This is a genomic window from Mesorhizobium sp. GW821-FHT04C10, from assembly GCF_059420305.1.
Map to the genome: position 1 here is coordinate 4,506,175 of NZ_JBWKTL010000001.1, position 13,591 is coordinate 4,519,765.

Annotated in this window: 17 protein-coding genes and 1 tRNA gene; 5 read left to right on the forward strand and 13 right to left on the reverse strand. The window is 62.3% G+C overall.

Annotation, left to right across the window (positions count from 1 at the left end; translation table 11 throughout):
* Positions 1–150: 150 nt before the first annotated feature.
* From mobB to moaA, 6 genes are all read right to left on the reverse strand, one after another.
* A complete protein-coding gene (gene mobB / locus AC07UC_RS21835) occupies positions 151–654 on the reverse strand; it encodes a molybdopterin-guanine dinucleotide biosynthesis protein B (protein ID WP_494907385.1) in 504 nt (167 codons plus the stop codon).
* Positions 651–1,277: a molybdenum cofactor guanylyltransferase MobA gene (mobA, locus tag AC07UC_RS21840; protein ID WP_494907386.1), complete on the reverse strand. Its 627-nt coding sequence runs from the start codon at positions 1,275–1,277 to the stop codon at positions 651–653. The genes mobB and mobA overlap by 4 nt, the downstream gene beginning before the upstream one ends.
* 50 nt (positions 1,278–1,327) lie before the next feature.
* Positions 1,328–2,248 (reverse strand): DMT family transporter, encoded by a 921-nt coding sequence (locus AC07UC_RS21845; protein WP_202322663.1) that lies wholly within the window; start codon positions 2,246–2,248, stop codon positions 1,328–1,330.
* A 183-nt stretch (positions 2,249–2,431) separates the two neighbouring features.
* On the reverse strand, positions 2,432–2,791 hold the full coding sequence (locus AC07UC_RS21850) for a hypothetical protein (RefSeq protein WP_140773802.1): 360 nt from the start codon (positions 2,789–2,791) through the stop codon (positions 2,432–2,434).
* A gap of 120 nt (positions 2,792–2,911) precedes the next feature.
* Positions 2,912–3,391 (reverse strand): hypothetical protein, encoded by a 480-nt coding sequence (locus AC07UC_RS21855; protein WP_494907387.1) that lies wholly within the window; start codon positions 3,389–3,391, stop codon positions 2,912–2,914.
* 358 nt (positions 3,392–3,749) lie between these two features.
* Positions 3,750–4,745: a GTP 3',8-cyclase MoaA gene (gene moaA, locus AC07UC_RS21860; protein WP_494907388.1), complete on the reverse strand. Its 996-nt coding sequence runs from the start codon at positions 4,743–4,745 to the stop codon at positions 3,750–3,752.
* Between the two features lie 195 nt (positions 4,746–4,940).
* On the opposite strand from moaA, the gene AC07UC_RS21865 reads away from it, so the two are divergent.
* Together AC07UC_RS21865 and AC07UC_RS21870 are read left to right on the forward strand one after the other, a co-directional pair.
* Positions 4,941–5,294, forward strand: coding sequence for a gamma-butyrobetaine hydroxylase family protein (locus AC07UC_RS21865; RefSeq protein ID WP_140773805.1), 354 nt, complete (start codon positions 4,941–4,943; stop codon positions 5,292–5,294).
* A 62-nt stretch (positions 5,295–5,356) separates the two neighbouring features.
* Positions 5,357–5,968, forward strand: a complete 612-nt coding sequence (locus AC07UC_RS21870; protein ID WP_494907389.1) for a pyridoxamine 5'-phosphate oxidase family protein — start codon at positions 5,357–5,359, stop codon at positions 5,966–5,968.
* Between the two features lie 12 nt (positions 5,969–5,980).
* On the opposite strand, the gene AC07UC_RS21875 is transcribed toward AC07UC_RS21870, so the two are convergent.
* Positions 5,981–6,433: a MarR family winged helix-turn-helix transcriptional regulator gene (locus AC07UC_RS21875; RefSeq protein WP_019858112.1), complete on the reverse strand. Its 453-nt coding sequence runs from the start codon at positions 6,431–6,433 to the stop codon at positions 5,981–5,983.
* Between the two features lie 47 nt (positions 6,434–6,480).
* Here AC07UC_RS21875 and AC07UC_RS21880 point away from each other — a divergent pair, with 47 nt between their 5' ends.
* The gene (locus AC07UC_RS21880; RefSeq protein ID WP_140773807.1) at positions 6,481–7,392 is read left to right on the forward strand and encodes an alpha/beta hydrolase; all 912 of its coding nucleotides are present in this window, start codon (positions 6,481–6,483) and stop codon (positions 7,390–7,392) included.
* A 69-nt stretch (positions 7,393–7,461) separates the two neighbouring features.
* Here AC07UC_RS21880 and AC07UC_RS21885 read toward each other — a convergent pair whose 3' ends face one another.
* Together AC07UC_RS21885 and AC07UC_RS21890 are read right to left on the reverse strand one after the other, a co-directional pair.
* Positions 7,462–7,857: a rhodanese-like domain-containing protein gene (locus AC07UC_RS21885; protein WP_494907390.1), complete on the reverse strand. Its 396-nt coding sequence runs from the start codon at positions 7,855–7,857 to the stop codon at positions 7,462–7,464.
* A 59-nt stretch (positions 7,858–7,916) separates the two neighbouring features.
* Entirely contained in the window at positions 7,917–8,531 is a 615-nt protein-coding gene (locus AC07UC_RS21890) for a TetR/AcrR family transcriptional regulator (protein WP_140773809.1), read from the reverse strand.
* A 99-nt stretch (positions 8,532–8,630) separates the two neighbouring features.
* Here AC07UC_RS21890 and AC07UC_RS21895 point away from each other — a divergent pair, with 99 nt between their 5' ends.
* Positions 8,631–9,377 carry a 3-oxoacyl-ACP reductase family protein gene (locus AC07UC_RS21895; RefSeq protein WP_202322671.1) on the forward strand — a complete coding sequence of 249 codons (747 nt, stop codon included), beginning with the start codon at positions 8,631–8,633 and terminating at the stop codon, positions 9,375–9,377.
* A 210-nt stretch (positions 9,378–9,587) separates the two neighbouring features.
* Entirely contained in the window at positions 9,588–11,474 is a 1,887-nt protein-coding gene (locus AC07UC_RS21900; RefSeq protein ID WP_494907391.1) for a L,D-transpeptidase family protein, read from the forward strand.
* A gap of 4 nt (positions 11,475–11,478) precedes the next feature.
* Here AC07UC_RS21900 and AC07UC_RS21905 read toward each other — a convergent pair whose 3' ends face one another.
* The 4 genes from AC07UC_RS21905 to AC07UC_RS21920 all read right to left on the reverse strand — a co-directional run bounded on the left by AC07UC_RS21905 (position 11,479) and on the right by AC07UC_RS21920 (position 13,452).
* Complete coding sequence (locus AC07UC_RS21905) at positions 11,479–11,961, reverse strand: hypothetical protein (RefSeq protein WP_494907392.1); 483 nt, start codon at positions 11,959–11,961, stop codon at positions 11,479–11,481.
* Positions 11,962–12,070: 109 nt separating this feature from the next.
* Positions 12,071–12,811, reverse strand: coding sequence for a lysozyme inhibitor LprI family protein (locus tag AC07UC_RS21910; RefSeq protein WP_494907393.1), 741 nt, complete (start codon positions 12,809–12,811; stop codon positions 12,071–12,073).
* Positions 12,812–12,969: 158 nt separating this feature from the next.
* Positions 12,970–13,227, reverse strand: coding sequence for a PepSY domain-containing protein (locus AC07UC_RS21915; RefSeq protein WP_494907394.1), 258 nt, complete (start codon positions 13,225–13,227; stop codon positions 12,970–12,972).
* 150 nt (positions 13,228–13,377) lie between these two features.
* Positions 13,378–13,452 (reverse strand) — tRNA-Val (locus AC07UC_RS21920).
* Between the last annotated feature and the right edge of the window lie 139 nt (positions 13,453–13,591).

The window sequence follows — 13,591 nt, forward strand, 5'->3', positions numbered from 1 at the left end:
TCTCTTTATGGTCCCGGCCGTCGTTCCGAAACGGCTCTGTGGGGCGGTGCTTTTGACCGCCCGCTGAAGCGATACTCCCACTCTTTCAAAGAAAAAAGCAACTGCAAAACCACCAAAATCGGTAACGGGGTTCTGCCGTTACGTTAGATCTCAAGCAACGAGGCCGGTGGTGCGCTCGATGAAGTCGACTATCGATTTTACGTCGTCGAGGTCGAATACCGGCAGGCTCTTGTCCGTGACGGCGAAATCCGCGGCGACGGCGACAATATTGGGATCGTCAGCCGAAAGCGGCGCCCGGTCCTTTGCCTCCAGCCGCCTCGTTTCGATCTTGCGGTGAGACTCGCGCTTGTAGCCTTCGATCAGCACGATGTCGCATGGGGCGAGCCGCGAAAGGATGCCCTCCAGCGGTGGCTCGTCCTCGCCGCGCAATTCATGCATCAGCGCCCAACGGTTGCCGGACACGATCGCGACCTCGGTGGCGCCGGCCTGCCGATGGCGGAAGCTGTCGGCGCCAGGCTTGTCGATGTCGAAGTCATGATGGGCATGTTTGACCGTCGAGACCTTCCAGCCGCGTCGCACAAGCTCGGCGACCAGCTTTTCGGTCAATGTGGTCTTGCCGGAGTTTTTCCAGCCGGTGATGCCGAAGATGTTCATGATGTCATGCTCTGCAACAGGCGTCTGGCCTCGGCAAGATCGTCCGGCACGTTGATGTTGAAGAAAGGATCGAGCCCTGTGAATTGCTGGATCGGGAATTCCACCTCGACATGACCGTGGCGCTCGATGAAGGCCAGCACCCGCCGACTATCCTCATCGACGAGGAAATGCCGCAAGGCGTCGCGACAATCGGTTGGCCACAGCGCGAAGGTCGGGTGGAGCCGTCCGGCCGAGGAGGCGACAGCGATCGAACCGGGGCTTCGGCCGGCCGCCGCCGCCAGGCGGTCGACGAGATCAAGCGGCAGGAAGGGCGTGTCGCCGGCAGCGGTGACGACAGCCTTGCAAGGTGTGCTGGCAACGGCCCATTCGAGGCCGGTCAGAATTCCGGCAAGCGGGCCAGCAAAGCCTTCGACGGTGTCGGCAAGCACGGCCAGTCCGAAACGGGAAAAGCGTGCCGGATCGCCATTGGCACTGAGCGCCAGGGTTTCAATCTGCGGGCCAAAGCGCGACAGGACCAGGTCAAGCACGCAGCCGGCGCCAAGCGGCAACAGGCTCTTGTCGCCGCCTCCCATTCGCCGTGACTGGCCGCCGGCCAGAATGATCCCCGCGACATCCCGTTTCATGCCGCCCAGCCTCTACGCCAGCCGACGGAAATCGCAAGCAGCTTCAAGGGCTAGATTCCGTCCGGCGCCATGGCCGGCCCGGTGCTTTCGGCGACGATTCTTCTCCGGCCGACCAGCCGTTCGCGGTAAAGCGTATAGAGACCCGAGCCGACGACTATCGCCGCACCGACGATCATCGGCATGTCCGGGAAATCGCCGAAGACGATCAAGCCAAGCAATATGGACCAGAGGAGAGCGGTGTAACGGAATGGCGCGACGAAGGAGATCTCGCCCGAGCGCATCGCCATGATGATGAACTGATAGCCGACGAGCACGAGCACCGCAGCCAGAGCCAGCAGTGTCGTGCTCTTGCCGGTCATCGGCGTCCAGCCACCCATCGGCGACAACAGCACCGCGCCAACGACGGTCATTGCCAGCGCGGTGGCGGTCGAGACCAGCATTGTCGGTATGGCTTGAGGGATACGCTTGGTGGCGAGATCTCGCACGGTGCAGCATGCAACGCTGACCAGTGCCACAAGGGAATAGATGCTGAAGCCGTCGAAACCCGGCCGCACGATGATCAGCACGCCGGCAAAACCGATGGCGATCGCCATCCAGCGTCGCCAGCCGACTGGTTCGCCGAAAAACAGCGCGGCACCCATCGTCACCGCCAGCGGCAGCGCCTGAAGAACCGCCGAGACGCTGCCGATCGGCAAATGGGCCAGCGCCACGAGGAATGACACGGTGGCACCCGCTTCGCCCAGGACTCGGATTGCCACCAATGGCTGCAGCATCAGGCGCGGCTGCAAAAGCGCGCCACGTTGCCAGGCCAGCAGGCCGACGAAGAGTGAGGCAAAAGCTCCCCTGATCAGCATGACCTGCGCCATGTTCATCGATTGCGAAGAATATTTGGTGATGGCGTCGTTGAGCGTGAAGCCAACCATCGCCACCATCATGAACAACGCGCCGCGAAGATTTGGAGAAAGGGGCAAGAGATCTACCGATTGCCTGAGCAAGCAAGCCTGTAACAGCCCGCCGCGAAACAGCAATGGCAAAGGGCTGTGCCAGAACAGGGAGAATCCGTCGTCGCCGGGGTGAAATCACATCCCGGCTTCGTCACGGATCGTGTCGGGAGGCCGCTTCGCCTCCCGGAAACCGACTAGCCTGGGCGATCCCTATTTCTTCGGCGTCAGCACTTCGGTGCCGTTGCCCTCCTTGCCGGCGATCGTCCACAGGCCATGCAGCGAGCCGTCCTCCTCGACCTTGTAGACAACGAGGCCGATATCCTTGTCCATGACATAGCCGGCGGAGAATGCGTCGTCATTGCGCATACAGATGCCGTCCGAGGAGGAGCCGCCCGTCTCCCAGTGGATCGTGCAGGTGGTTCCGCTGGTCAGCGTGATGGTGGCTTCGCCGCCATAGGCCGAGCCATCGAAGTTGGTGCCGGCGACGGTGTAAGTGCCGCCGATCGACTGCGCTGCCGCGGGCAGGGCCGTGAAGCCAAGCAATGCAAGAGAAAGAATGAGTTTGCGCATGACGTTTTCCCCCTATCAGCGAAGAGCCGCTTTCAGGCGAAAAGCTAGGCCGGAACAAGCTGGCCGTAAATCCGGCGGTGGTCGCGAACGAGACTTTTTCTGGGGTGTGATCCGAAATACTCACTGTCCCTCGAGGCTGCCCGCAATGGCGCCAACGAGCGGGTCGTATTTCGACTTCAGGGCAGGCGGGTAATCGATCCAGACCGTGCGAATGACGCCATCCCTGCCGAACAGGCGCCGCTCGTAAAAAATCTTTCCATCCTTCATCCCCGACAGCACCGCCCACTCCTTTCCTGTCTTGCTGTAGGTGACGGTATAGCCGGGTTCCTTGCTCGCCTTTTCTTCCGCGACAAAGCCCTTCGGCGTGTCGTCGTCGACATTGAGGATGCCGGAGCAGGTCAGGCTGGCGCCATCCGCGCTCAGCCATACCTGTCCGTCGCCATTTTCCGGCTCGGGCTGACGATCGGTGAAGATCTCGTCGGGAAAGGTGCAGACCGTGCCGAAGCGCTCGTTCACATAGGTGGACGGTGTGGCGTTGGCTGCACTTGGGACAAAGCCACTTCCCGCTATCATGAGAAACAGGGCATCGCGGGCAAACATCTAGACCTCTCCTGCATTGCGTCTGAGGCGTTCGATTTCCGCGAGCAGTCTGGGGATATCCTGGCGGGCGTGCGCGATAAAATCCTGATCGGCTACCGTTCCACCACCACTTAGCTCAAAATCTTCTCCTCCGTTTCCCGTCATGATGAAGTTGGAGCCGCTGGTATGGTCCCTACCTTCGACAAACGACTTCCAAGGCCCGGGCGTAGCTTGTGCGCACCGGCTCTTGATCATCTCAAGCTCAGCAGGATCCATTGCTCCCGTGCCCGACACCATAACCCATCCCCCGATTGCGATCGCGAGTTTGAGTTTACAGTACAAGGTAGTGTCGCCGCTACCGCGGTATAGTCACTGAGGACTATCCGCCCGTCACGCTCATATGCCGGGACACGGACGGGCGGCTGGTGCGGCGGTCGATGATGAAATCGTGGCCTTTCGGCTTGCGGCCTATGGCTTCGTCGATCGCGTCGGCGACAAATTCGTTGCCTTCGGACGCCCGCAAGGGCGCGCGCAGATCGGCGGCATCCTCCTGGCCGAGGCACATGTAGAGCGTGCCGGTGCAGGTCAGCCTAACCCGGTTGCAGCTTTCGCAGAAATTATGCGTCATCGGCGTGATGAAGCCGAGCTTTCCGCCGGTCTCGGCGACGTGGACGTAGCGGGCCGGGCCGCCGGTCTTGAAGGGAATGTCGGTCAGCGTGAACTGTCGCTCCAGCGAAGCGCGCAGCAGCGATAGCGGCAGGTACTGATCAGTGCGGTCGGCGTCGATCTCGCCCATCGGCATGGTTTCGATGACGGTCAGGTCCATGCCGCGGCCGTGCGCCCAGCGCATCATGTCGGGCAATTCGGCGTCGTTGAATTCCTTCAGCGCCACGGCGTTGAGCTTGACCTTCAGCCCGGCCGCCTGAGCGGCATCGATGCCTTGCATGACCTTGTCGAGATGGCCCCAGCGGGTGATCTGGTGGAATTTGTCGGCGTCAAGCGTGTCGAGCGAGACGTTGATGCGCTTGACGCCGCAATCGGCGAGCTCGGCGGCGAAGCGCGACAGCTGCGAGCCGTTGGTGGTCAGCGTCAGTTCTTCCAGCGCGCCGCTGTCGAGGTGGCGCGAGAGCTGGCGCACCAGATGCATGATGTTTTTGCGCACCAGCGGCTCGCCGCCGGTGAGGCGCAGCCGTTTGACGCCCTTCTCGATGAAGACGGTGCAGAGCCGGTCCAGCTCTTCCAGCGACAACAGGTCCTTCTTCGGCAGGAAGGCCATGTCTTCGGCCATGCAATAGGTGCAACGGAAATCGCAGCGGTCGGTGACCGACACTCTGAGATAGCTGATCGTGCGACCGAAGGGGTCGATCATGTTCATGTTCGAGCGTTTCCGTGGCCGTTATCGGCGTCGTTATATACAGCTATGTGATACGATCCAGCCCGCCATTCAAGATACCGCGTCTCGATCTTTGGTAACATCCCGGAGCCGACACGGTGTGTCGGTCGTCTATCAGGACTTTTCCCCTTTCGCGAAGCGGCGTAGGGAAGGGCAATCGATACGGGATGAAACTGCATGACCGCGCCAAAAGAACTCAGGGTCTCCAAGGACCGCAAGCTGCTGTCGGTCACCTTTCCCAATCACCAGCCATTCGAATTGCCGGCGGAGCTGTTGCGCGTTGCCTCGCCATCGGCCGAGGTACAGGGGCATTCCCCGGAGCAGCGTGTGACGGTTCCCGGCAAGCGCAACGTGGCTATCCTGAAGATCGAACCGGTCGGCAACTATGCGGTGCGCATCACCTTCGATGATTTCCACGACACGGGTATTTTCACCTGGAACTACCTGCATACGCTCGGCCATGAGAGGGATGAGCGCTGGAATGCCTATCTTGCCGAGCTTGCGGAAAAAGGGCTGAGCCGGGATCGCTGAGCTGGCGTCGTAAAGGCGTCACACATCTGGAGTAGCGCCGGCAAAGGTTCGGAGACGAAACGATGTCGCTCATCACCACGGTCGAACAGCTCGAAGCGCTCTATGGCTTTCCCGGCGAAGCCTCGCTGGTCAAGGAACTCGACCACGTCATTCCCGAATACGCAGCCTTCATCGAGGCTTCGCCCTTTGTTGCGCTTGCCACCAGCGGCCCGGAGGGGCTGGACTGTTCGCCGCGCGGCGATCTCGCCGGCTTCGTGCGCATCGTTGATCCGAAGACACTGATGATGCCGGACCGGCGCGGCAACAACCGCGCCGATTCGCTGAAAAACATCATCAGGGATCCTCGCGTCGGACTGCTGTTCCTGGTGCCGGGCTCCGGTACGACGTTGCGCATCAACGGCCGCGCGCACCTCACCACGGATGCCGCCCTTTGCGCGTCGTTCATGGTCGACGGCAAGGCGGCGCGTTCGGTGACCGTCATCGAAGTCGATTCGGTCTATTTCCAGTGCGCCCGCGCCATCGTGCGGTCGGAACTTTGGAATCCGGCGAAACATGTCGACCCGAAATCACTGCCGACGCCAGGAAAAATCCTGGAAATCACCAGCCGCAAGAACATCGACGGCGAAACCTATGACAAGGAATGGCCGGAGCGGGCGAAGAAGACGATGTGGTGACTGACCGGGCCGTCAGGCTTCCTTCAGCACCTCGTAGATCTTGCGCATCTGTTCGCCGATCATGTCGCATTGTTCCGGCGTCGACTGGCTCATCGCCTTTTCGATCAGAGCCATATGCACTTTCAGCGCCTGCATCAGCAGCGCCTCGCCGGCCTCGGTCAGGGCCAGCCGCAGGATGCGCTTGTCCTTCTCGTCGCCTTCGCGGCGCAGCAGGCCGCGCGTCTCCAGCTGCGGCAACAGCATGGTGATGTTGGAGCGGCCGACGAGCAGCTTGCGGGCAAGGTCGTGCTGCGACATGCCGGGATGGCGGTAGAGGTTCATCAACACGTCGAGCTGCGCCGGCTTGAGATCCAGCGGCGCGAGCTTCACCGCCAGCGTGCGCTCCAGCACATGGCAGGCGCGCGCCACCGCGACCCAGTTGCGAAAACGCGGGTTGTCCCAGGGCAGCTCTTGTTTATTGTTCATCTTTGAACTATTATGTTCATGCTTGAACGTATGGATGGATTCTCACTATGGCATCATTCGGGCTGAAGGTCATCCGAGGTGTGTTTGGTGCGGCCGAACATATTGCGCCGCGCATCACCGGGCGTGCGGCCTTCGAACTTTTCTGCCGTACGCCGAGCGCCAGGGCGCTGACCGACGGTGAGCGCCGCGCCATCGGCCGCGCCGCCGAATTCATGACGGAGGCGCGCCATCATCGGCTGAAGACGGCGACCGGCTGCGTGGTGGTGCATGAATTCCGGCCGGAGCCGGGCAGGGCGGCTCCCGGCACCGTACTTGTCGTTCATGGCTGGCGTTCGCGCACCGAATACATGCGCGCATTGATCGAAGGCTATCGCGCCGCCGGCTACAGGGTCGTTTCGCTGGACCTGCCGGGCCACGGCCATTCGCAGGGCCGGCACCTGAACATGGTCAATGCGGTTGACGCTGTGCGGGTTGCTGGCGAATGGTTCGGTCCGTTCGTGGCGGCGGTGGGGCATTCCTTCGGCGGCGCCGTCGCCGCCAATGCCATCGCCGGCTCGGTCAAAAACGTTCCGCCGCTGACAGCCGGGCGTCTTGTGCTGATCGCGGCGCCAAGCTCCTTGCCGGCGATCTTTGCCGACTTCAGCCGCATGCTCAATGTCGGTCCCCGCTCGCAGGTTGCCATGGCGGACCGTGTCGAACACCTGTCCGGCCGGCCACTGCACGAATTCACCGGCGACCGCCAGCTCGCACAGGCGCCCGTGCCGACGCTTATCATCCACGCGCCGGATGACCGCGAGGTGCCAGCTGAGCATGCGAGACGCTATGCCGGCGCCGGCGGTCATGTGCGGGTGCACTGGGCCGACGGGCTCGGCCACCGCCGCATTCTTGCGGACAAGGGTGTTGTCGAACGCGCCGTTGCCTTCGTCGCGGGGAACCACGAGCCGTCATTACTGCATTGAGCCGCGGTCCTCGTTCCATGCATGTCGTTGTCTCGAAACCGGGACCGCTTTTGAGCGACATGCATTGGGCTACTTCTTCTTCTCGCCGGGCTCGACCGGCAGTCCGGCCGCCTTCCAGGCGGTGTAGCCGCCAAGGATGTGCTTGACCGGCGTCAATCCCATGTCCTGCGCGGTCTTGGTGGCGAGCGCCGAGCGCCAGCCGCCGGCACAAAAGAAGACAAAGCTCTTTCCCGAGGCGAAAAACGGCTTGTGATAAGGGCTTTCGGGATCGATCCAGAATTCCAGCATGCCACGGGTGACATGTTTGGCGCCGGGTATTCTCCCGTCACGTTCGACCTCGCGAGGGTCGCGCAGGTCGACGAAGATCGTGCCCTCATCTTCGAGCAATCCCGCCGCTTCTTCAGGCGAAACCACTTCGATCTCGGCATTGGCCTCGTCCAGCAGTTCGCGATAACCCTTTTTCACCGTCGTCCCTCCCGGCCTTGCTGGCAGGTCCGAATTTCGAGCACACCAGCCTGCGTTTGTCACGCTGCCTCGGTTGCGGCCATCGTCTTCCACGCCGCCATCGCCCCGGCCACGGTCGCCAGCAGGGCGGCGCGCGATGCACCATCCCGCGCCTGGATCGACATGCCGTGCTGAACCGTGGCAAAGAAAGTCGCCACGGCACGACAGTCGAATTTCGCCGGCAATTCGCCCTCGGCCACGCCGCGCTCGAGGCGCTTGCGCAAGGCTGTGAGGTTTCCGGCGCGACGCCGGCGCAAATCCGCGCAGATGGCGCCGCTGCTTGAGTCTTCGTGCAGTGCACCCAGTGCAATCAGGCAGCCCTGCGGGCGATCGGTCCGCGAATAAGCCTTGGCTGTCTGCCGCAGGAAGTTCTCGATCGCCTTGCATGCCGTCGATGCCTGGTCCAACGCGGCCCAGATCTCTGTTCCTTCGGCTTGCGTGTAATATTCGGTCGCTTCGAGGAACAGCGCCTCCTTGCTGCCAAAGGCGGCATAAAGGCTGGGCGAATTGATGCCCATCGCAGCGGTCAGTTCGGCAATCGAAGTGCCCTCGTAGCCTTTGGCCCAAAAGAGCTCCATCGCGCGCCGCAGGGCCGCGGTTCGATCGAAGGTACGGGGACGGCCTCTTTCCGACATGGCGCCTTTTCTGTGTTGATCGATACATAAATCAGTTGACGCAACCGGGCAAGGCTGCCAGACATTTATGTATTGATCGATACAAAAATGGAGAAACAGATGTCTTCCAGCAATTTGAACGGCAAGGCCGCCCTCGTCACGGGTGGCAGTCGCGGCATCGGGGCGGCGATTGCACGGCGCCTGGCCGCCGATGGCGCGGCTGTCGCACTGACTTATGTGCACGGCGAGGAGCAGGCTCTCTCCGTTGTTGCCGATATAGAGGCCAAGGGCGGTCGTGCCTTTGCGATCAGGGCCGACAACCGGGATGCGGCGGCGATAGACAGAGCCGTCGATCAGGCCGTTGGCGCCTTCGGCCGGCTCGACATCCTGGTCAACAGTGCCGGCATCTGGCGAACGGCACCCATCGATACGCTGTCGCTTGCCGATTTCGACGAGACCATGTCGGTCAATCTGAGAGCCCCGTTCATCGCCTCGAAAGCCGCGGCGGCTCATATGGGCGAGGGCGGTCGGATCATCTCGATCGGCAGCAATCTGGCCGAACGCGTCACCGACACCAGCCTTGGCGCCTATTCCGCCAGCAAGGCGGCACTGGTCGGGTTGACCAAGGCCCTGGCGCGCGACCTCGGTCCGCGCGGCATCACCGCCAATGTCGTCCATCCCGGCTCGACTGACACCGACATGAACCCGGCGGACGGACCGCATGCCGAGCACCAGCGCCAGAAGATGGCTACGCCGCGATTCGGCAAGGCCGACGACATCGCCGGCATGGTCGCGTGGCTTGCCGGACCTGAGGGGCGTTTCGTGACCGGCGCCGCATTGACCATCGATGGTGGTGCCAACGCCTGAATTTTGCGGAGTTCCCAGGCGGGAGCGGGAACACCCGCGCTCCCGCCGTCACGATGTTGTGAAACCGTTCTGCAACAGGCTTTCCGAAATTTATGAAAGCTTAACGAAATCGGTATGAATCGGTATAGTCGCGCCTTACATCCGCCATGCGGTGAGCGAGACGGTCTAGCGTGCGGAACGGGAACCGGTTGCGACCGGAGCGGGTGATTCATGAAATTCCTCGGAAACAAAGCAACCGCGATGCCGCTGATGGCGATCGCGGCAACGCTCGCCCTGGGCGCGCCTCAAGCCGGTGCGCAAGGGCTTTTCGACATGCTGTTCGGCGGCGGTGTCAGGCATGAGCCGCAGGGGGAATTTCCGCCTCCGCCAAAGCACAAACCCAAGCCGAAAGTCCCGGCTGGCGGCGGTGGCGGCGTAAAGATCAGCAGCCCGTCCTATTACACCTACAAGGCTGACAGGCTGGTACGCGTCGACTTCTCGACGCTGTCGGCGGCGCCGCAACCGGCAACGCCGCAGGACGCAGCGTTCGTTCCATCCGCCACTGGAGCTGCTTTCCACGACGCCATTGCCGGTCTCAGCGACTACGAGCTTTATGCCGAGCCCGACATCGCCAAGGCACTGATTGCCTACTATTCGGCCAATCCGGACTTCATCTGGGTGAGCGGAGCCAGCCTCAACAACCGCGCCCAGGATGCGGTTCGGGTGCTCGGCGAGGCTGCGAGCTATGGCTTGACGCCAGCCGACTATACAGTCGACGTGCCGGCCGTGAATTCGGCCTCGGTGGACGACGCAGCCAAGTTGAAGGAATTGGTGCGCTTCGAAATGTCGCTTTCGGCGCGCGTCTTGCGCTACGCCCATGATGCCCAGAGCGGCCGTGTCGAGCCCAACAGGATGACCGGCTATTATGATTTCCCGGCCAAACCGCTCGACATGGTCGGCGTACTGAAGACGCTCGCGCATACGCAGGAAGTGCGCACTTACCTCGAATCGCGGCATCCGCAGAATGCGGAATACCAGGCGCTGCGCGTCGAGTTGGAATCCTTGCAGGCAAGTGCCGAGAACGAGATCGTCGTTGATCCCAAGCTGCTGCTGAAGCCGGGGCAGACCAGCCCCGAACTGCCGAAGCTGCTGTCGCTGATCGCGCGCAATCTCGATGACGACATGGGCGGCACCTATGGCGAGATCCTGTCGCGGCTGGCGACCAGCGAAGTCTACGTCCCCGAACTGGTGCCGCTGATCAAGGCGGTGCAGGTGAAGGAAGGCATGAAGGGCGACGGCGTCATCGGTCCGCGCACCGTCGCCTTGCTGGCCGGTACGTCGAAGGCCGACAGGCTGCTCAAGGTGCAGGTGGCGCTGGAGGAACTGCGCTGGCTGCCTTCCGATCTCGGCAGCCCGCGTGTCTTCATTAACCAGCCCGCATTCACCGCCAGCTACATCGACAATGGCGAGGAAAAGCTGAAGATGCGCGCCGTCGTCGGTCGGGTCACCAACCAGACGGCGTTCTTCTACGACCAGATCAAGCAGGTCGATTTCCATCCCTATTGGGGCGTGCCGCAGTCGATCATCGTCAACGAGATGCTGCCCAGATTGCGCAGTGATCCCGGCTATCTCGACCGGGCCGGCTACGAGGTGACGGACTCGCGCGGCAAGCGCATTCCGTCGTCGGCGGTCAATTGGGGCGCCTATGGCGCCAACATTCCCTACAGCGTGCGCCAGCAGCCGAGCGAGGCCAATGCCCTGGGCGAACTGAAGATCCTGTTCCCCAACAAGCACGCGATCTACATGCACGACACGCCGCAGAAATCGTTCTTCAAACAGGACATGCGCGCGCTCAGCCATGGCTGCGTGCGCCTGCAGGACCCGCGCGGCATGGCGGCCGCTGTGCTTGGCACCTCGGTCGACTATGTGGCCGAGAAGCTGAAGCACGGACACTCGACCGAGGATGTGACGCGCAAGATCCCGGTCTATGTCGCCTATTTCACCGCATGGCCCGACATGTCCGGCAAGGTCGAGTATTTCAACGATGTCTACGATCGCGATTCGCGGCTGAAGCAGGCCCTGGACGCGACCGAGGCGGTGCGTTCACCGTCCAGCTGATCGTTCAGAACTGCGACAACGGGCGGCGGAAGCCCGCTTCCCGCCCGGCGATCAGCCAGTAGATCAAGCCGGCGACAAGGCCGGCGGCGGCGATGATGCCGATGTCGGCCCATCGCTCCGGATCCATGTCCTCCGCCGAACTCGGCCAGATCAGGAAGAAGCCGCCGGCGGCGGCAGCGGCGCCGAAGACCATGTGCATCAGGACATTGCGCAACGAGAAGAATTCGGCGATCAGCGCGAAGATCAGCGTCTGCAGCGCGGTCACCACAATCGTCAGGAAATAGATGAACATGCCAAGTGGCGGCACCACCAGGGCGGCGATCGGCGTAACGCCCATCACGTCGAAATAAGCCGGCGCATTGGGCAAGGAACTCAGCGCGGCGTAGATCGCCACCACGGCGAACAGGCCGACCAGTATCGCGATGAGATAGCCGGCAAGCATCATCAGGATGCGCTTCATCACGTGCTTCGCCGTCGCCATGCCCATCCCCCATACGGCGCAGTCAACCGGTTCAGTCAGCCATCAAAGACGATCCGGCGCAAGGGCAGGCGCCTTGCCGGCATGCAAGGCTTTTCTCAAACACCAAACACGCCGATCACGCGCCGCCACACAGATGCTCGGAGTCCGGCAAGGCCCAGGAACCTTTCGCAACCAGATCGATCGAATAATAGACCCGGCCGCGGTCGTCGTCCTTGGGGCAGTCCCTGGGAATCGCGATCAGGCACATCACGACGGGTTCGCCTACCTTCGAGGCGGCGAGGCGAGGCTCGCGATCATAGGAGACCGCCCCGCCGCCATTGGTGAATGTCGCGGCGCTGCCTGCGTCGGGGCTGGCTGTTTCCAGCGGATCGTCGCCGAGCCGCGTGGTCAGCGTCTTGATGTGCGTGGACGCGCATTGCCCGACCGCGGAGGGCAGGGGCTGATCCTTGTTGCCGGGGTTGCGAGACGCGACGTCCAGCGCCTTCTTGCCGACCAGAGCGATGTTGTAATCCTGCACCCATGATGGCGCGTTGCCGTAAGTCTGCAAGGCATTGTTGAGTGCGCTGACGATGCAGGCGGTGTCGGTCTTGCAAGCATTGCGGTCGGCGATCAGCCCGCGGGCGATCTTGCGCTTGTCGCCGCCGAATGCCGGCTCGAATCCCTTGTAGGCATTGGCGACCAGCAGATCGATGGCCGACAGCTGCGGGTCGGCGCAGATCGCCTTCTCAGCCGGCAGGCTTGCCTTGGCACAATCGAAGGACGGCCCGTCGGCCCGCGCCGAGGGCGCGGCAAGGATGCTGCCGGCCAGTATGATGGCGAGGACGAGCAAGACATCGGTTCGAACGGAAAATCGCATGACTGCCCTCAAGCCAACAGCATTGCCCAAGGCACTGCCCGCGCCCTGGCGTGCATATCACACTCCAAGGATGGACAATTTGCGGCAATCCGATTGGCCATGAAGGCGCGCGGAGAAAACCGCAGGCCCGTCGAATGGAGAGTGTCTGCCGGCGGCTCCTACTTAGGCTCGGCGGTCACCGGATCGTAGGTGATTTCCACCTTCGCCTTGTCAGACGTGTAATAGGTGACGGTGTAGGCGCCATTGTCCCAGTCGACTTCCTTCACATAGCGGAAGCCGTCGCGCTGCTCGACCTTGGCGATGATCTCCGAAAGCTTCTTGGCGTTGGGCGGCGGCAGCGGCTTGTCATCCGCGGCCAGAGCCGGCCCGGCGGCGAGAAGAACGACAACGCTGGTTGCCACGAGAAATCTGGACATGGTTTTCCCTCAAGTTTCGACGCAAGGAAACTCGCTGGTGTGGGGGTTGGTTCCAGATGGGATGCAATGCTTGGCAGGCCGCGCTCGCGGGTTGCAATTCGCCAGAGCGTCGAAGCAGGGCTGAGACTGAAAAACCATTTCCGGGAAAAATGGTGGGCGATGCAGGGATTGAACCTGCGACCCCACCCGTGTGAAGGGTGTGCTCTCCCGCTGAGCTAATCGCCCGCTCGTTGCCCGAAGGCCAAGCGAGCCGCGATATAAGGGAGGCCAACCGGTTAAGTCAAGGCGGTGTCTGGCATTCTCACAGCGATCGGATTCTTCACCCTTTCGGGTCTGTTCCGACAGGATGCCGGTCGCTGCCCGT